The sequence below is a fragment of the Pseudomonas sp. CP4 genome (assembly GCF_047758505.1).
GTDB lineage: Bacteria > Pseudomonadota > Gammaproteobacteria > Pseudomonadales > Pseudomonadaceae > Aquipseudomonas > Aquipseudomonas fluorescens_AO.
In genome coordinates this window covers 4,446,881-4,463,371 of the sequence record NZ_CP180489.1, presented here as the reverse complement: position 1 = coordinate 4,463,371, position 16,491 = coordinate 4,446,881, and the positions used below count along the sequence as shown (strand labels likewise).

Annotated in this window: 19 protein-coding genes; 1 reads left to right on the top strand and 18 read right to left on the bottom strand. The window is 59.6% G+C overall.

Annotated features, from left to right (window positions below; genetic code table 11):
• Nucleotides 1-3: 3 nt before the first annotated feature.
• From rlmN to trmJ, 12 genes are all read right to left on the bottom strand, one after another.
• A complete protein-coding gene (gene rlmN / locus ACMYUN_RS20150) occupies nt 4-1,152 on the bottom strand; it encodes a 23S rRNA (adenine(2503)-C(2))-methyltransferase RlmN (protein ID WP_024014215.1) in 1,149 nt (382 codons plus the stop codon).
• Nucleotides 1,153-1,180: 28 nt separating this feature from the next.
• Entirely contained in the window at nt 1,181-1,606 is a 426-nt protein-coding gene (gene ndk / locus ACMYUN_RS20145) for a nucleoside-diphosphate kinase (RefSeq protein ID WP_024014216.1), read from the bottom strand.
• Between the two features lie 87 nt (nt 1,607-1,693).
• Nucleotides 1,694-1,894, bottom strand: coding sequence for a Fe-S cluster assembly protein IscX (gene iscX / locus ACMYUN_RS20140; RefSeq protein ID WP_016773328.1), 201 nt, complete (start codon nt 1,892-1,894; stop codon nt 1,694-1,696).
• A 14-nt stretch (nt 1,895-1,908) separates the two neighbouring features.
• Entirely contained in the window at nt 1,909-2,250 is a 342-nt protein-coding gene (gene fdx, locus ACMYUN_RS20135) for an ISC system 2Fe-2S type ferredoxin (RefSeq protein ID WP_016773327.1), read from the bottom strand.
• Nucleotides 2,250-4,115 (bottom strand): Fe-S protein assembly chaperone HscA, encoded by a 1,866-nt coding sequence (gene hscA / locus ACMYUN_RS20130; RefSeq protein WP_415761562.1) that lies wholly within the window; start codon nt 4,113-4,115, stop codon nt 2,250-2,252. Before hscA ends, fdx begins: the two co-directional genes overlap by 1 nt.
• A gap of 51 nt (nt 4,116-4,166) precedes the next feature.
• The gene (gene hscB / locus ACMYUN_RS20125) at nt 4,167-4,688 is read right to left on the bottom strand and encodes a co-chaperone HscB (RefSeq protein WP_039761432.1); all 522 of its coding nucleotides are present in this window, start codon (nt 4,686-4,688) and stop codon (nt 4,167-4,169) included.
• 8 nt (nt 4,689-4,696) lie between these two features.
• Nucleotides 4,697-5,020, bottom strand: coding sequence for an iron-sulfur cluster assembly protein IscA (gene iscA / locus ACMYUN_RS20120; RefSeq protein ID WP_003227904.1), 324 nt, complete (start codon nt 5,018-5,020; stop codon nt 4,697-4,699).
• Between the two features lie 34 nt (nt 5,021-5,054).
• Entirely contained in the window at nt 5,055-5,441 is a 387-nt protein-coding gene (gene iscU, locus ACMYUN_RS20115; RefSeq protein WP_003227907.1) for a Fe-S cluster assembly scaffold IscU, read from the bottom strand.
• Between the two features lie 100 nt (nt 5,442-5,541).
• The gene (locus ACMYUN_RS20110; protein ID WP_415761561.1) at nt 5,542-6,756 is read right to left on the bottom strand and encodes an IscS subfamily cysteine desulfurase; all 1,215 of its coding nucleotides are present in this window, start codon (nt 6,754-6,756) and stop codon (nt 5,542-5,544) included.
• A 50-nt stretch (nt 6,757-6,806) separates the two neighbouring features.
• On the bottom strand, nt 6,807-7,298 hold the full coding sequence (gene iscR / locus ACMYUN_RS20105) for a Fe-S cluster assembly transcriptional regulator IscR (RefSeq protein WP_016773323.1): 492 nt from the start codon (nt 7,296-7,298) through the stop codon (nt 6,807-6,809).
• Between the two features lie 239 nt (nt 7,299-7,537).
• The gene (gene cysE, locus ACMYUN_RS20100) at nt 7,538-8,314 is read right to left on the bottom strand and encodes a serine O-acetyltransferase (protein ID WP_024014221.1); all 777 of its coding nucleotides are present in this window, start codon (nt 8,312-8,314) and stop codon (nt 7,538-7,540) included.
• 3 nt (nt 8,315-8,317) lie between these two features.
• Nucleotides 8,318-9,088 (bottom strand): tRNA (cytosine(32)/uridine(32)-2'-O)-methyltransferase TrmJ, encoded by a 771-nt coding sequence (trmJ, locus tag ACMYUN_RS20095; RefSeq protein WP_073473313.1) that lies wholly within the window; start codon nt 9,086-9,088, stop codon nt 8,318-8,320.
• Between the two features lie 145 nt (nt 9,089-9,233).
• Between trmJ and suhB the strand changes: the two genes are divergently transcribed.
• Nucleotides 9,234-10,052 carry an inositol-phosphate phosphatase gene (gene suhB / locus ACMYUN_RS20090; protein WP_415761560.1) on the top strand — a complete coding sequence of 273 codons (819 nt, stop codon included), beginning with the start codon at nt 9,234-9,236 and terminating at the stop codon, nt 10,050-10,052.
• Nucleotides 10,053-10,294: 242 nt separating this feature from the next.
• Here suhB and ACMYUN_RS20085 read toward each other — a convergent pair whose 3' ends face one another.
• From ACMYUN_RS20085 to queA, 6 genes are all read right to left on the bottom strand, one after another.
• Nucleotides 10,295-10,843: a glycine zipper 2TM domain-containing protein gene (locus ACMYUN_RS20085; protein WP_039761427.1), complete on the bottom strand. Its 549-nt coding sequence runs from the start codon at nt 10,841-10,843 to the stop codon at nt 10,295-10,297.
• Nucleotides 10,844-10,964: 121 nt separating this feature from the next.
• Nucleotides 10,965-11,879 carry a protein translocase subunit SecF gene (gene secF, locus ACMYUN_RS20080; protein WP_415761559.1) on the bottom strand — a complete coding sequence of 305 codons (915 nt, stop codon included), beginning with the start codon at nt 11,877-11,879 and terminating at the stop codon, nt 10,965-10,967.
• A 9-nt stretch (nt 11,880-11,888) separates the two neighbouring features.
• Nucleotides 11,889-13,757, bottom strand: coding sequence for a protein translocase subunit SecD (secD, locus tag ACMYUN_RS20075; RefSeq protein WP_016773318.1), 1,869 nt, complete (start codon nt 13,755-13,757; stop codon nt 11,889-11,891).
• A 65-nt stretch (nt 13,758-13,822) separates the two neighbouring features.
• On the bottom strand, nt 13,823-14,161 hold the full coding sequence (gene yajC / locus ACMYUN_RS20070; protein WP_016773317.1) for a preprotein translocase subunit YajC: 339 nt from the start codon (nt 14,159-14,161) through the stop codon (nt 13,823-13,825).
• Between the two features lie 43 nt (nt 14,162-14,204).
• Nucleotides 14,205-15,320 carry a tRNA guanosine(34) transglycosylase Tgt gene (gene tgt, locus ACMYUN_RS20065; RefSeq protein ID WP_160768392.1) on the bottom strand — a complete coding sequence of 372 codons (1,116 nt, stop codon included), beginning with the start codon at nt 15,318-15,320 and terminating at the stop codon, nt 14,205-14,207.
• Between the two features lie 14 nt (nt 15,321-15,334).
• A complete protein-coding gene (queA, locus tag ACMYUN_RS20060; protein WP_415761558.1) occupies nt 15,335-16,399 on the bottom strand; it encodes a tRNA preQ1(34) S-adenosylmethionine ribosyltransferase-isomerase QueA in 1,065 nt (354 codons plus the stop codon).
• Nucleotides 16,400-16,491 lie beyond the last annotated feature (92 nt).

Below are 16,491 nucleotides of genomic sequence, written 5' to 3'. Positions count from 1 at the left end.
CTCTTAGTTAGTGTTCGCGGCGTTCTGTGCCAGATCGCTGTCGGCGCTCAACTCGCGCACGGCGATATAACGTTCGCTGCGACGGGTGCGATCCAGCACCTGCCCTACCAATTGACCACATGCGGCGTCGATGTCTTCACCACGGGTGGTGCGCACAGTGACGTTGAAACCGGCCTGATGCAACTGATCCTGGAAGCGGCGGATGGCATTGTTGCTCGGCCGCTCGTACCCGGAGTGCGGGAATGGGTTGAAGGGGATCAGGTTGATCTTGCACGGGATGTCTTTAAGCAGCTCGATCATTTCCACGGCGTGCTCAAGCTTGTCGTTGACGTCCTTGAGCAAGGTGTACTCGATGGTCAGCACACGTTTCTCGCCAAGGGCGGACATGTAGCGCTGGCACGACTCGAGCAGCATCTTAAGCGGATATTTCTTGTTGATCGGCACCAATTGGTTACGCAATGCGTCGTTCGGTGCGTGCAGGGACAACGCCAGGGACACGTCGATGTGCTTGGCCAGCTCATCGATCATCGGCACCACGCCCGAAGTGGACAGGGTCACGCGGCGCTTGGAGATCCCGTAGCCGAGGTCATCCATCATCAGATGCATGGCGGCGACGACGTTATCGAAGTTCAGCAACGGCTCGCCCATGCCCATCATCACCACGTTGGTGATGGCGCGGTCGACGGTGGCCGGGACGCTGCCGAAAGATTTGTTGGCAATCCACACCTGACCGATGACTTCGGCGGCGGTGAGGTTGCTGTTGAAGCCTTGCTTGCCGGTGGAGCAGAAACTGCAGTCCAGGGCACAGCCTGCCTGGGACGAAACGCACAGAGTGCCGCGTTTGCCCTGGGGAATGTACACGGTCTCGACGCAGCTGCCGGACGCCACGCGCACCACCCATTTACGGGTGCCGTCGCTGGAGATGTCCTCGCTGACCACTTCCGGACCACGCACTTCAGCAATGGCCTTGAGCTTGTCGCGCAAGGCTTTGCTGACGTTCGTCATGGCGTCGAAATCATCGACGCCAAAGTGGTGAATCCATTTCATTACCTGACCGGCACGGAAACGCTTCTCCCCGATTGAGTCGAAGAATTTTTCCATTTCCGGCTGGGTCAGACCCAGCAGGTTTGTTTTAACAGTCGATGTAGTCATGGATTCACCTTCACTCTGCAAGCAATGCTTAGCGAGTGGTTACTTCAGTAGCTGCGAAGAAGTAAGCGATTTCGCGAGCGGCAGCAGCTTCGGAGTCCGAACCGTGAACGGCGTTGGCGTCGATCGATTCAGCGAAGTCAGCACGGATGGTGCCGGCAGCGGCTTCTTTAGGGTTGGTAGCGCCCATCAGCTCACGGTTGCGAGCGATAGCGTTTTCGCCTTCCAGAACCTGAACGACAACCGGGCCGGAAGTCATGAAAGCAACCAGGTCACCGAAGAAACCGCGCTCGCTGTGCTCAGCGTAGAAGCCTTCGGCTTCGGCTTTGGACAGTTGCTTCAGTTTCGAAGCTACAACGCGCAGGCCAGCGTCTTCGAAGCGAGTGGTGATCTTGCCGATCACGTTTTTAGCAACGGCGTCAGGCTTGATGATGGAGAAAGTACGTTGAACAGCCATGGTGTAACTCCAGAAACGGTAATTTGCGAAAAATTAAACCCGCGAATTATACGCGGGTTCTTGGGTATTGCCTAACCTGCGAGACGATCAGTCCAATTCTGCGGCCCAGAGCTCCTGAACCGCTTCAAGCACCTTCTCGCCGACCCGGCCAGAAGTCGCATCGAAGTCCGGCAGTTCAAGAATCATCTGCTGCAAACGGACAAAACCTACAGAATACGGGTCGAGTCCCTCATGGGCCTCGGCCAGCTCTTCTGCAATGCGTTGAACATCATTCCAACCGTAGCTCATGACAGTCTTACCAGTCAGTGCGGCGCTTCGGCCGCATGGTTAAGCGAATATTTCGGAATCTCGACGGTGAGGTCTTCCTCACCGACGATGGCCTGGCAAGCGAGACGCGATTGCGCCTCAAGGCCCCAGGCACGGTCGAGGAAGTCTTCTTCCAGCTCATCGGCCTCTTCCAGCGAGTCGAAACCCTCGCGGATGATGCAATGGCAAGTAGTGCAGGCGCAGACGCCGCCGCACGCGCTTTCCATCTCGATATGGTGTTCGTGGGCCAGTTCGAGAATCGATGTGCCGGGCGCAGCCTCGACCACCATGCCTTCAGGGCAGAACTTCTCGTGGGGCAGAAAAATGACCTGCGGCATCAGATATCCTCGATTTCATTCAGGTTGCGCCCCGACAGAGCGGCTTTCACCGTCAGGTCCATGCGGCGGGCAGCAAAAGCATCGGTCACCTGCGACAGACGCTTGGTCTGCTGCTCGATGGCGTAACCATCGGTACCTTTCATCAGTTCGGCCAGTTCCTGCATTTGCAGTTCGATGACCATGCGCTCTTCGGCGTCGAGCAAGCGCTCGCCATCGGCCTCCAGCGCGCCCTGCACCGCTTCGAGCAGGCGCTGGGCATCGACTTGCTGCTCACGCAGAACGCGGGCGACCTTGTCGTCATTGGCGTGCTGGAACGAGTCTTTGAGCATTTTGGCGATTTCGCCGTCGGTCAGGCCGTAGGACGGCTTGACCTGAATGCTCGCTTCAACGCCCGAGCCCAATTCACGGGCAGACACGCTGAGCAGACCGTCGGCGTCGACCTGGAAGGTCACGCGAATCTTCGCCGCACCCGCCACCATCGCCGGAATGCCGCGCAATTCGAAGCGCGCCAGAGAGCGGCAATCGCTGATCAGCTCGCGCTCGCCCTGCAACACGTGGATGGCCATGGCCGACTGGCCGTCTTTATAGGTGGTGAAATCCTGGGCGCGGGCGACGGGGATCGTGGTGTTGCGCGGAATCACCTTCTCCATCAGACCGCCCATGGTTTCCAGCCCCAAGGACAACGGAATCACGTCGAGCAGCAGCAATTCGCCGCCATCGCGCTTGTTGCCAGCCAGGGTATCGGCCTGGATCGCGGCCCCGATGGCCACCACTTGATCCGGGTCGATTTCCGTCAGTGGCTGACGACCGAAGGCTTCGGCAACGGCTTCACGCACACGTGGCACGCGGGTCGAACCGCCGACCATGACCACGGCGTGGACGTCTTCCAGTTCGATACCGGAATCGCGAACGGCGCGGCGGCAGGCTTTCAGACTGCGCGCGACCATTGGCTCGATCAGCGCATCGAAGGCTTCACGGGTCAATTGTGCTTTCCAGTCGCCGTAAGCCACTTCCACACTGGCCGCATCGGTCAAAGCTTCTTTGGCCGCACAGGCGGTTTGCAGCAGATTGCGTTGGGCGCCCGGATCGAGATCGGCGGACAGGCCTGCGTTCTCGATGATCCAGCCGGCAATCGCATGATCGAAGTCATCGCCGCCCAGCGCGCTGTCGCCGCCAGTGGCCAGAACCTCGAAAACGCCGCCAGTCAGACGCAGAATCGAAATGTCGAAAGTACCGCCACCAAGGTCATAAATCGCAACCAGGCCTTCAGCGTGTTGATCCAGACCATACGCCACAGCAGCAGCGGTCGGCTCGTTGAGCAGACGCAACACGTTCAGACCGGCGAGCTTGGCCGCATCTTTGGTGGCCTGACGCTGCGCATCATCGAAGTAGGCAGGAACGGTGATCACCGCACCAACCAGTTCGCCACCCAAGGTCGCCTCAGCACGCTGACGCAGGACTTTGAGGATATCGGCGGAGACTTCAACCGGGCTTTTCGGGCCTTGCACGGTGTCGATGAACGGCATGTGTGATTCGCCGCCGACGAAGCGGTACGGCAGCTGTTCGCCCAATTGCTTGACGTCGGACAGGCCACGACCCATCAAGCGCTTGACCGAGAGCACGGTGTTCAGAGGATCGGAGGATGCCGCCAGCTTGGCGGACTCACCGACTTCAACGCGGTCGGCGTGATAACGCACGGCGGACGGCAGGATGACCTGCCCGTTGGCGTCGGCCAGCGGTTCGGAAAGACCACTGCGCAGCGCAGCGACCAGCGAATTGGTAGTACCCAAGTCGATGCCCACCGCCAGGCGACGCTGGTGCGGTTGAGGACTTTGGCCGGGTTCGGCGATCTGCAGTAGAGCCATGGTGATCAGGTCTTGTCTGTCTGTCAGCGTGCAATTCAGCGCAGCACTGGGTTAATCGTCGAGGCGCTCTTCCAGCTGGCGCACTTCGTAGGTGAGCTTGTCGAGGAACTGCATGCGCCGCATCAGGCGTTCGGCCTGTTCACGTTGCGCAGCATCATCCCAACAGGCTGCGAAGCTCTCATTGAGTTCTTCCTGAGCAGCTTTCAAGCGACGCTTGAACACCGCAACACCGTCGAGGTCGGCACTGTCCTGCAGATCTTCGAGCTCTTCGCGCCATTGCATCTGCTGCAAAAGAAACTCGGGATCGTGGACCGTGACCTCCATCGGCACTTCATGCCCGCTGATTTTCAGCAGGTAGCGTGCGCGCTGGGCCGGACTCTTGAGCGTCTGGTAGGCGTCGTTGAGCCGCGCCGATTGCTCGAGCGCCGAGCGCTGTTCGCGTTCGGATGCATCGGCAAAACGGTCAGGATGGACGCCGCGCGCCAACTCACGGTAGCGCGTGGCCAACTGCTCGAGATCCAGGCGGAAGCTCGGTTGCAGCTCGAATAAAGCGAAATGACAAGGAATACCCACGACCAGCCTCAGATGTTGAAGCTTTCGCCGCAGCCACATTCACCGCGCACGTTGGGGTTGTTGAACTTGAAGCCTTCGTTCAACCCTTCCTTGACGAAGTCGAGCTCGGTGCCGTCCAGGTAGGCCAGGCTTTTCGGGTCGATGATCACTTTTTCGCCGTGACTCTCGAACACCTGATCTTCCGCCACTACCTCGTCGACAAACTCCAGCACGTAGGCAAGGCCGGAACAGCCTGTGGTGCGAACACCCAGACGAATCCCTTCACCTTTGCCGCGCCCGTCGAGGGAGCGCCGCACGTGTCGAGCAGCCGCTTCTGTCATGCTGATAGCCATCGTTGACTCCTTACTCGTCGCCGAATCTTGAAATTCAGATCAAGCCTTTCTTCTGCTTGTAATCGCGAACAGCCGCTTTGATAGCGTCTTCGGCGAGCACGGAGCAGTGGATTTTCACTGGCGGCAAAGCCAGTTCTTCGGCCAGCTGAGTGTTCTTGATGGTTTCGGCTTCGTCCAGGGTCTTGCCCTTCATCCACTCGGTAGCGAGGGAGCTGGAGGCGATTGCCGAACCGCAACCGTAGGTCTTGAACTTGGCGTCTTCGATAACGCCCTGATCGTTGACCTTGATCTGCAGACGCATCACGTCGCCGCACGCCGGAGCGCCGACCATGCCGGTGCCGACATCAGGATCTTCCGCGTTCATCTTGCCGACGTTGCGCGGGTTTTCGTAGTGGTCGATGACCTTTTCGCTGTAAGCCATGATTCTCAATCCTCACTCATCAGGGCCGCTCTTGAGACCCTGCAACTGCGCTGCGTTAACGCCGCGTCGCTACAGGATCTGTATCCGGCGGCTTCTATAGTTAGTGTGCCGCCCACTCGATTTTCGAGATATCGACGCCGTCTTTGTACATGTCCCACAGCGGCGACAGAGCGCGCAGCTTGGTAACGGCCTCGCAGACTTTCTGCGCGGCGTAGTCGATTTCTTCTTCGGTGGTGAAACGGCCGAAGGTAAAGCGGATCGAGCTGTGTGCCAGTTCGTCGTTGCGGCCCAGGGCGCGCAGTACGTACGAAGGCTCAAGCGACGCCGAGGTGCAGGCCGAACCGGACGATACCGCCAGATCCTTGAGCGCCATGATCAGCGACTCGCCTTCAACGTAGTTGAAGCTCAGGTTCAGGTTGTGCGGAACGCGGGCGGTCAGGCTGCCGTTGACGTACAGCTCTTCCAGATGCTCGACCTGCTTGTAGAAACGATCGCTCAAGGCTTTGATGCGCAGGTTTTCAGCAGCCATGTCCTCTTTGGCTACGCGGAACGCTTCGCCCATGCCGACAATCTGGTGAGTCGCCAAGGTGCCGGAACGCATGCCGCGCTCGTGACCGCCGCCGTGCATGGTCGCTTCGATGCGCACACGCGGCTTGCGGCTGACGTACAGCGCGCCGATGCCTTTAGGCCCATAAGTCTTGTGGGCGGAGAACGACATCATGTCGACTTTCAGCTTCTGCAGATCGATTTCGACCTTGCCAGTGGACTGAGCGGCGTCAACGTGGAACAGCACACCTTTGGCGCGCAGCATCTCGCCGATGGCGGCGATGTCGTTGACGGTGCCGATCTCGTTGTTCACGTGCATCACCGACACCAGAATGGTGTCTTCGCGCAGTGCCGCGTCAATCATCGCCGGGGTGATCAGACCGTCTTCGGTCGGCTCGAGGTAGGTCACTTCGAAGCCTTCACGCTCCAGCTGGCGCATGGTGTCGAGGACAGCCTTGTGTTCGATCTTGCTGGTGATCAGGTGCTTGCCTTTGGAGGCGTAGAAATGTGCCGCGCCCTTGATCGCCAGGTTGTCGGATTCGGTCGCGCCGGAGGTCCAGACAATTTCGCGCGGGTCGGCGTTGACCAGATCGGCCACCTGACGACGAGCGTTTTCGACGGACTCTTCAGCTTTCCAGCCGAACACGTGGGAGCGGGACGCCGGGTTACCGAAGTTTCCGTCGACCAGCAGGCATTCACTCATTTTCTGCGCAACGCGCGGATCAACCGGGGTGGTTGCAGAGTAATCAAGGTAAATCGGCAATTTCATGGACTATCTCCTAAATCAGGGCTGGCGTGCCGCGGGTAGCTCTTCGGCTGTCATTCGACGGCGGACGCTTCAATCTTGTCCAGGCGTGGCGCCTTGCTGCTGCAACGGCGCTGGTCCTGACGCTGGGCCACTTCTTGTACCTCACGGCGAGTCACAAGGTCGGCCAAGCTGATACCGCTCAGAAATTCGTGAATCTGCAGGCTCAAGTCGCACCACAGATGATGGGTCAGGCAGGTATCACCGGAATGGCAATCGCCCTGGCCCTGGCACTTGGTGGCATCGACCGATTCGTTCACCGCATCGATCACCTGGGCGACCTGGATGCCCTGCATGTCGCGGGACAACTGGTAGCCACCACCCGGACCGCGAACGCTGGAAACCAGGTTGCTGCGGCGCAGCTTGGCGAACAGCTGTTCGAGGTAGGACAGGGAGATGCCTTGGCGCTCGGAGATATCGGCCAGAGACACCGGCCCGTGCTGCGCGTGCAACGCCAGGTCAAGCATGGCGGTCACGGCGTATCGGCCTTTTGTAGTCAGTCGCATGGACAGTTACCACGGAGTTCGGAATGGGCGGGAGTATGCAATTCCCGAGCATTTAAGTCAACTATAAGACCTAGTGCTTTAGTCGGGTTTACCCGCAAAAGAGCGCGCGCACTATAGCAAAGACGGGTTGCGGACAGCCAGCGCAACCGCGTGATCGTTCTTCGCGAGCAGGCTCGCTCCCACATTGGAATGCATTCATCTGTGGGAGCGAGCCTGCTCGCGAAAAGCAGCGCCGCGGTTCAGCCGGCTTTCGATTCGTCCTTGCCCTTGACGCATGCGAAGTCTTCTTCGCGCAGCTCAGGCAGATCTTTCGCACAGTAATTGCTGCCCAGATCCTTCAGCGCGCCGCACATGCCTTCCAGACGCCCATCCACCGCTTGCAGATGATCGAGCAACTGGCCAATGGCGCGAGCCACCGGGTCGGGCATGTCTTCGCTGACGCCGTAAGCGTCGAAGCCGATCTTTTCCGCCATGGCTTTGCGCTTGGCGTCCTGCTCTTCATCGGTCTTGACGATGATCCGCCCCGGAATCCCCACCACAGTGGCGCCCGGTGGCACTTCCTTGGTGACCACAGCGTTGGAGCCGACTTTGGCGCCTGCACCGACCGTGAACGGACCGAGAACCTTGGCCCCGGCACCGACTACAACGCCGTCTCCGAGAGTCGGGTGGCGCTTGCCTTTGTTCCAGCTGGTGCCGCCGAGGGTCACGCCTTGATAGATGGTGACGTCGTCGCCGATCTCGGCGGTTTCACCAATGACGATGCCCATGCCGTGGTCGATGAAGAAACGCCGACCGACCTTGGCACCCGGATGAATCTCGATCCCGGTCAGCCAGCGACCGAAGTTCGACACCAGCCGCGCCAGCCATTTCAGTTCGTTGCGCCAGAGCATGCCGGCCAGACGATGAATCCAGATCGCATGCATGCCGGGGTAGCAGGTCAGGACTTCAAAAGCGTTACGCGCCGCCGGGTCTCGATGGAATACGCTTTGGATATCTTCACGCAAACGCTCAAACATCATTCAATCCTTCCGCTTTAGAAGTTCGCCACGGGCCGCTTTCTGGGTTTCCGTGAGAATGCCACGCAAAATATTCATTTCCGCCCGGCTGACCGAGCTGCGTCCGTACAACCGGCGCAGGCGCGCCATCAAGTGCCGTGGTTTTTCCGGGTCGAGGAATTCGATGGCAACCAGCGTCTGCTCCAGGTGCTCATAAAAGCGCTCCAGCTCATCCATGGTCGCCAGCTCGGCGCTTTTCACCGAGGCCACTTCCTCTTTCTCGACTTTGCTCGGCTGACCCTGTGCGGCCAGCCAGGCCATGCGCACTTCATAACTCAACACCTGCACCGCCGCCCCGAGGTTCAGCGAACTGAACGTCGGGTCGGAAGGGATGTGCACGTGAAAATGACATCGCTGCAGCTCTTCATTGGTCAGGCCGGAGTCTTCACGACCGAACACCAAAGCAATCTCGGCGCCCTGCCCGGCTTCCTCGACCACCTTGTTGCCGCATTCGCGCGGATCCAGCAGCGGCCAGGGAATGCGCCGATCGCGGGCGCTGGTGCCGAGCACCAGATTGCAACCGACCAAAGCATCTTCCAACGTGGCGACGACTTGCGCGTTTTCAAGAATGTCACCGGCACCGGAGGCGCGAGCATCGGCCTCGTGGTGCGGGAAGACCCGCGGTTCGACCAGCACCAGTCGCGACAGACCCATGTTTTTCATGGCGCGCGCGGCCCCGCCGATGTTGCCGGGGTGGCTGGTGTTGACCAGGACGACACGAATGTTCTGCAGCAAGGGAGGCGCTCTCGGACACAGGAAAGGGGGGCAAATCTTACAGAACAGCCTACCGTTAAGCTATGAAAGCGAACAGCGTCCTTCACCTGAAGAAAAGTTCTGATAGAATGCGCGGCTTTCTTTAACAACCTTAGGTGACACATCCATGCAGCCCATGCTGAATATCGCGCTGCGCGCCGCCCGCAGCGCCAGTGAACTGATCTTCCGCTCCATCGAGCGCCTGGATACCATCAAGGTCGACGAAAAAGACGCCAAGGATTACGTATCCGAGGTTGATCGCGCCGCTGAACAGAAAATCATCGATGCCCTGCGCAAGGCTTACCCGAATCACTCGATTCAGGGTGAAGAAACCGGCCTGCACACCGGCACCGGCATCGAAGGCGAAGAGTACCTGTGGATCATCGATCCGCTGGACGGCACCACCAACTTCCTCCGTGGCATTCCGCATTTTGCAGTGAGCATCGCCTGCAAATATCGTGGCCGCCTGGAACACGCAGTGGTTCTGGACCCGGTTCGCCAGGAAGAATTCACCGCCAGCCGTGGTCGCGGCGCTCAACTGAACGGTCGTCGTCTGCGCGTCAGCGGTCGCACCAGCCTCGACGGCGCCCTGCTCGGCACCGGCTTCCCGTTCCGTGACGATCAGATGGACAACCTCGACAACTACCTGGGCATGTTCCGCGCCCTGGTTGGCCAGACTGCCGGTATCCGCCGCGCCGGTTCGGCGAGCCTGGACCTGGCCTACGTGGCTGCCGGTCGCTTCGATGCGTTCTGGGAGTCGGGTCTGTCCGAGTGGGACATGGCTGCAGGCGCCCTGCTGATTCAGGAAGCCGGCGGCCTGGTGAGCGACTTCACCGGCGGTCACGATTTCCTTGAGAAAGGCCACATCGTTGCCGGCAACACCAAGTGCTTCAAGGCAGTGCTGACGGCGATCCAGCCGCACCTGCCGGCCTCGCTGAAGCGCTAAGCTTTACGCGAAACCAAAAAGCACCCTCCGGGGTGCTTTTTTTATGCCTGCAATTCCAACCAGCACAATTCCCTGTGGGAGCGAGCCTGCTCGCGAATGGGGCGTGTCAGCAAAGGAAATATCAACTGTTGGACCGTATTCGCGAGCAGGCTCGCTCCCACAGGTGAGTATCGCGTGCAGCCCTGAAACGCGGGTATAAAAAAAGCACCCCGCAGGGTGCTTCTTTTCAAAACGGTAAAGCCTTACTGACCCGGCTCATTCTGCGACAGGATCAGCTTGCCTTCCTTGTCGACCGGAATCTGGTTGCCCGGATCGCGATCCATCCGCACTTTGCCTTCCTTGCCATCGAGCGAGTAACGCACGTCGTAACCGACGACCTTGTCGCTGATGTCATTGACCGTGTTGCAGCGGGTTTGCGTGGTGGTGTAGGTGTCGCGGTTCTGCATACCTTCCTGAACCTTGTTACCGGCATAACCGCCGCCAACTGCACCGGCCACAGTGGCAATCTTCTTGCCGGTACCGCCGCCCACCTGATTACCCAACAAACCACCGGCTACGGCACCGATCGCCGTGCCGAGAATCTGGTGTTGATCCTTGACCGGCGCCTGCCGGGTCACGGTTACATCCTTGCATACTTCACGTGGAGTCTTGATCTGTGTCTTGACCGGCTCAACGGCTAATACTTGCGCATACTCAGGGCCGCTTTTAACCAGGCTGTAGGTGGCAACAGCACCCCCGGCTGTGACACCGACAGCACCCAATACCGCACCAACCAGCAACGACTTGTTCACATGAACCTCCTGACCATCACATGCGGGACACGCCCGCGCTTCTCCCAGCCTTGGAGCACAAAAAAAGGCGCGAGTTCAACTCGCACCTTTTGTCAGCTGACAGCCGGGAAATCGCTAACCGTTATGGACGGTCGTCGACTTCCTTGTCGGTGTTGGCCGGAGGAATCAGATCCTCGGTGGTCAGGTTCAGCCAGATCAGCACCACGTTGGCGATGTAGATCGACGAGTAAGTACCCGCCAGTACACCGATGAACAGTGCGATGGAGAAGCCGAACAGGTTGTCGCCGCCGAAAAACAGCAGCGCCGCGATCGCCAGCAACGTCGAGATCGACGTCGCCATGGTGCGCAGCAGGGTCTGAGTGGTCGAGATGTTGATGTTCTCGATCAGCGTCGCCTTGCGCAGCACGCGGAAGTTCTCACGCACCCGGTCGAAAACCACGATGGTGTCGTTCAGCGAGTAACCGATAATGGCCAGCACCGCCGCCAGTACTGTCAGATCGAAGGTGATCTGGAAGTACGAGAGGATCCCCACGGTCACGATCACGTCGTGGATCAGCGAGACAATTGCGCCGACCGCAAACTTCCACTGAAAGCGGAACGCCAGGTAGATCAGGATGCCGCCGAGCGCCAGCAGCATGCCGAGGCCGCCCTGGTCGCGCAGTTCTTCACCGACCTGCGGGCCGACGAACTCGACACGCTTGACCGTCGCCGGGTTGTCGCCGCCGACTTTCTGCAATGCGTCTGCAACCTGATGGCCCAGCTGCGGATCTTCACCCGGCATACGCACCAGCAGGTCGGTCGTCGCGCCGAAGTTCTGCACGATAGCTTCGTGATAACCGGAAGTCGCCAGTTGCTCGCGCACCTTGGTGACGTCGGCCGGACGCTCGTAGGTCAGCTCGATGAGCGTACCGCCGGTGAAGTCCAGGCCCCAGTTCATGCCCTTGGTGGCAACACTGAACAAGGCAATGACGGTAAGCAGCAATGTGACGCCGAACGCGAAGTTGCGAACGCCCATGAAGTTGATTGTACGTAACATGGCAGCCCCTTAAATCCACAACTTCTTGAAGTCACGTCCGCCAAATATCAGGTTGACCATTGCGCGGGTCACCATGATGGCCGTGAACATCGAGGTAAAGATCCCGAGGGACATCGTCACTGCGAAACCCTTCACCGGGCCGGTGCCCATGGCGAAGAGAATGCCGCCGACCAGCAAGGTGGTCAGGTTGGCATCGAGAATCGCAGTGAATGCCCGGCCGAAGCCTTCGTTGATTGCCCGCTGCACAGTCATGCCAGCGGCGATCTCTTCACGAATCCGCGAGAAGATCAGTACGTTGGCGTCGACCGCCATACCCATCGTCAACACGATACCGGCGATACCCGGCAGGGTCAGCGTGGCGCCCAGCAACGACATCAACGCCAGCAGCAGCACCATGTTCACCGCCAGCGCGACGGTGGCGATGACGCCGAAGAAGCGGTAGATGGCGATGATGAACAGCGATACGAACAGCATGCCCCATAGGGAAGCATCGATACCTTTGGTGATGTTGTCAGCACCCAGGCTCGGACCGATTGTGCGCTCTTCAGCGAAGTACATCGGTGCAGCCAGACCACCGGCACGCAGCAGCAGTGCCAGCTCGGACGATTCGCCCTGACCGTTCAGGCCAGTGATGCGGAATTGCGCACCCAGCGGCGACTGAATGGTCGCCAGGCTGATGATCTTCTTCTCTTCCTTGAACGTCTGCACCGCGACGTCTTTCTCGACGCCATCAACCACTTGCTTGGTGTAAGTGGTGACCGGACGCTGTTCGATGAAGATCACCGCCATGCTGCGGCCGACGTTGGAACGGGTCGCGCGGCTCATCAGCTCGCCACCGTGACCATCCAGACGGATGTTCACTTCAGGCGTGCCGTGTTCGCCGAAACCGGCCTTGGCGTCGGTGACCTGGTCACCGGTGATGATCAGGCCACGCTCGATCTGCGCAGGAGGACGGTTGCCTTCGCGGAATTCGAACGATTCGGAAGTGGCTTTCGAAGCGCCCGGCTCGGCGGCCAGACGGAACTCAAGGTTGGCCGTCTTGCCGAGAATACGCTTGGCTTCGGCAGTGTCCTGCACGCCCGGCAGCTCAACCACGATGCGGTTGGCGCCCTGACGCTGCACGATCGGTTCGGCAACACCCAGCTCGTTGACGCGGTTACGTACCGTGGTCAGGTTCTGCTTGATGGAGTATTCACGGATTTCCGCCAGCTTGGCCGGGGTCATCGCCAGACGCAGCACCGGTTGACCGTTAAGGTCGGCCGGAACAATGTCGAAATCGTTGAAGTTCTTGCGGATCAGCGCACGGGCCTGTTCGCGGGAATCTTCATCGCTGAAGCCCAACTGAATGGCACCGCCCAGTTGCGGCAGGCTGCGATAGCGCAGCTTCTCTTTGCGCAGCAGGCTCTTGACATCGCCTTCGTAGACTTTCAGGCGCGCATCGAGGGCTTTGTCCATGTCCACTTCGAGCAGGAAGTGCACACCACCGGACAAGTCCAGACCCAGCTTCATCGGGTGCGCACCGAGGTTGCGCAGCCACTGCGGAGTGGTCTGTGCCAGGTTCAGCGCGACGACGTAGTCATCACCCAATGCCTTGCGTACAACGTCCTTGGCCGGCAGCTGATCTTCAGCCTTGCTCAGACGGATCAGACCGCCCTTGCCGCCCGCCGTCAGCGTAGCCGCCTTGACGTTGATGCCGGACTCTTTCAGCGCTGTGCTGACGCGAGCCAGATCGGCGTCATTGACCTGCAGAGCCGTGCTGGCGCCGCTGATCTGAATCGCCGGGTCATCGGGGTAAAGATTGGGAGCGGAATAAATCAGACCGATCGCCAGCACCGCCAGGATCAGAATGTATTTCCACAGAGGGTATTTGTTCAGCATCACGCCGCCCGTTATGAACGCGGGGCGCCTTGCGCGCCCCGTCGATTGAGTAGAAGTTGTTGCTCTTAGATCGCTTTCAGCGTGCCTTTTGGCAGCGTGGCGGCGATGGCGCCTTTCTGGAACTTCATTTCCACGGTGTCGGACACTTCCAGAACCACGAAGTCATCGGCAACCTTGGTGATCTTGCCGGCGATGCCGCCAGTGGTCACGACTTCGTCGCCCTTCTGCAGGCTGCTCAGCAGGTTCTTCTGCTCTTTGGCGCGCTTGGCCTGTGGACGCCAGATCATCAGGTAGAAGATGACCAGGAAGCCGACCAGGAAAATCCACTCGAAGCCGCCGCCCATTGGGCTTGCAGCAGCCGGTGCAGCTGCGTCAGCCATGGCGTTAGAGATAAAAAAGCTCATTTAGCACTCCAGTTGCAAATGTTGAATCTTGGGGTCAGAAAACTCAGTCCAAAGGCGGGACGGGAAGTCCGCGTTTGGCGTAGAAGGCATCGACAAAGGCGGCCAATGTACCCTGTTGAATAGCCTCGCGCAAACCAGCCATCAGCACCTGATAATGGCGCAAGTTATGGATGGTATTGAGCATGCTGCCGAGCATTTCGCCGCACTTGTCCAGGTGATGCAGATAAGCGCGCGAGAAGTTCTGGCAGGTATAGCAATCGCAGGTCGGATCCAGTGGCGATTCATCGTGGCGATGGAACGCGTTACGGATCTTCAGCACACCGGTATCGATGAACAGATGCCCATTGCGGGCATTACGGGTTGGCATCACGCAATCGAACATGTCCACCCCGCGGCGCACACCCTCAACCAGATCTTCCGGTTTGCCAACGCCCATAAGGTAACGAGGTTTGTCAGCGGGCATCTGACCCGGCAGATAATCCAGCACCTTGATCATTTCGTGCTTCGGTTCGCCCACCGACAGACCGCCGATGGCGAGGCCGTCGAAGCCAATCTTGTCGAGGCCCTCGAGCGAGCGCATGCGCAGGTTTTCATGCATGCCGCCCTGGACGATGCCGAACAGCGCCGCGGTGTTGTCACCATGTGCATTCTTCGAACGCTGCGCCCAGCGCAACGACAATTCCATCGATACGCGCGCGACGTCTTCGTCAGCCGGATACGGCGTGCATTCGTCGAAGATCATCACAATGTCGGAACCGAGATCGCGCTGCACCTGCATCGACTCTTCCGGGCCCATGAACACTTTGGCGCCGTCGACCGGAGAAGCGAAGGTCACGCCCTCCTCCTTGATCTTGCGCATCGCGCCGAGGCTGAACACCTGGAAGCCGCCGGAGTCGGTGAGGATCGGGCCTTTCCACTGCATGAAATCGTGCAGGTCGCCGTGCTCCTTGATCACCTGAGTGCCGGGACGCAGCCACAGGTGAAAGGTGTTGCCCAGAATGATTTCCGCGCCCGTGGCGACAATGTCGCGCGGCAGCATGCCCTTGACCGTGCCGTAGGTGCCGACCGGCATGAACGCCGGGGTCTCGACGGTGCCACGGGGGAAGGTCAGGCGACCACGACGAGCCTTGCCATCGGTGGCCAGCAACTCAAAGGACATTCGACATTCGCGACTCATTCTGTTTCCTCTGGGCCTGTCTGTTCAGGGGCAGTTGGAGCGGGGTTGCGGGTGATGAACATCGCATCCCCGTAACTGAAAAAGCGGTAGCCGTTTTCCACGGCGGCCTTGTAGGCGGCCATGGTTTCGGGATAACCGGCAAACGCGGAAACCAGCATCAACAGCGTGGATTCCGGCAAATGGAAATTGGTCACCAGGGCATCGACCACATGAAACGGCCGGCCCGGATAGATAAAAATGTCGGTGTCGCCACTGAACGGCTTGAGCACACCATCGCGCGCCGCGCTCTCCAGCGAACGCACGCTGGTGGTGCCAACCGCAATCACCCGACCGCCACGCGCACGGCACGCCGCCACCGCATCGACCACATCCTGGCCGACTTCCAGCCACTCGCTGTGCATGTGGTGATCTTCGATCTTCTCGACGCGCACCGGCTGAAACGTCCCCGCGCCGACGTGCAACGTCACGAACGCAGTCTCGACGCCCTTGGCAGCAATCGCCTGCATCAGCGGCTCATCGAAATGCAGCCCCGCCGTCGGCGCTGCGACCGCACCTAGACGCTGGGCATACACGGTCTGATAACGCTCGCGATCGGAGCCTTCATCCGGGCGGTCTATATAAGGAGGCAACGGCATGTGCCCGACGCGATCGAGCAGCGGCAAGACTTCCTCGGCAAAACCCAGCTCGAACAACGCATCATGACGCGCGAGCATCTCGGCTTCGCCACCGCCGTCGATAAGGATCTTCGAACCCGGCTTCGGCGACTTGCTGGAGCGCACATGGGCCAGCACGCGGTGCGCATCAAGCACGCGCTCGATGAGAATCTCCAGCTTGCCGCCGGACGCTTTCTGCCCAAACAGCCGCGCCGGAATCACCCGGGTATTGTTGAACACCATCAAATCGCCCGGGCGCAATTGCTCAAGCAAATCAGTGAATTGACGGTGGGCCAGAGCGCCGCTCGGCCCATCAAGGGTCAGCAGGCGACTACCGCGACGCTCGGCCAACGGATGGCGGGCGATCAGCGAATCAGGAAGCTCGAAAGTAAAGTCAGCAACGCGCATGATGGGGTTCGTCTAGCAGGGCCGGAAAGTCTAGCGGAAATATCAAAAATTGACCATGAAACGTGATTGACCAACGGTAATCACCTCTCTAT

Excerpts from the sequence above, each read along its gene's own strand:
- ACMYUN_RS20110 (WP_415761561.1), bottom strand. The coding sequence starts at position 6,756 with ATGAAATTGCCGATTTACCTTGATTACTCTGCAACCACCCCGGTTGAT.
- secD (WP_016773318.1), bottom strand. The coding sequence starts at position 13,757 with ATGCTGAACAAATACCCTCTGTGGAAATACATTCTGATCCTGGCGGTG.
- iscR (WP_016773323.1), bottom strand. The coding sequence starts at position 7,298 with ATGCGACTGACTACAAAAGGCCGATACGCCGTGACCGCCATGCTTGAC.
- queA (WP_415761558.1), bottom strand. The coding sequence starts at position 16,399 with ATGCGCGTTGCTGACTTTACTTTCGAGCTTCCTGATTCGCTGATCGCC.
- tgt (WP_160768392.1), bottom strand. The coding sequence starts at position 15,320 with ATGTCCTTTGAGTTGCTGGCCACCGATGGCAAGGCTCGTCGTGGTCGC.
- iscX (WP_016773328.1), bottom strand. The coding sequence starts at position 1,894 with ATGAGCTACGGTTGGAATGATGTTCAACGCATTGCAGAAGAGCTGGCC.
- yajC (WP_016773317.1), bottom strand. The coding sequence starts at position 14,161 with ATGAGCTTTTTTATCTCTAACGCCATGGCTGACGCAGCTGCACCGGCT.
- secF (WP_415761559.1), bottom strand. The coding sequence starts at position 11,879 with ATGTTACGTACAATCAACTTCATGGGCGTTCGCAACTTCGCGTTCGGC.
- ndk (WP_024014216.1), bottom strand. The coding sequence starts at position 1,606 with ATGGCTGTTCAACGTACTTTCTCCATCATCAAGCCTGACGCCGTTGCT.
- rlmN (WP_024014215.1), bottom strand. The coding sequence starts at position 1,152 with ATGACTACATCGACTGTTAAAACAAACCTGCTGGGTCTGACCCAGCCG.
- suhB (WP_415761560.1), top strand. The coding sequence starts at position 9,234 with ATGCAGCCCATGCTGAATATCGCGCTGCGCGCCGCCCGCAGCGCCAGT.
- fdx (WP_016773327.1), bottom strand. The coding sequence starts at position 2,250 with ATGCCGCAGGTCATTTTTCTGCCCCACGAGAAGTTCTGCCCTGAAGGC.
- hscA (WP_415761562.1), bottom strand. The coding sequence starts at position 4,115 with ATGGCTCTACTGCAGATCGCCGAACCCGGCCAAAGTCCTCAACCGCAC.
- cysE (WP_024014221.1), bottom strand. The coding sequence starts at position 8,314 with ATGTTTGAGCGTTTGCGTGAAGATATCCAAAGCGTATTCCATCGAGAC.
- iscA (WP_003227904.1), bottom strand. The coding sequence starts at position 5,020 with ATGGCTATCAGCATGACAGAAGCGGCTGCTCGACACGTGCGGCGCTCC.
- iscU (WP_003227907.1), bottom strand. The coding sequence starts at position 5,441 with ATGGCTTACAGCGAAAAGGTCATCGACCACTACGAAAACCCGCGCAAC.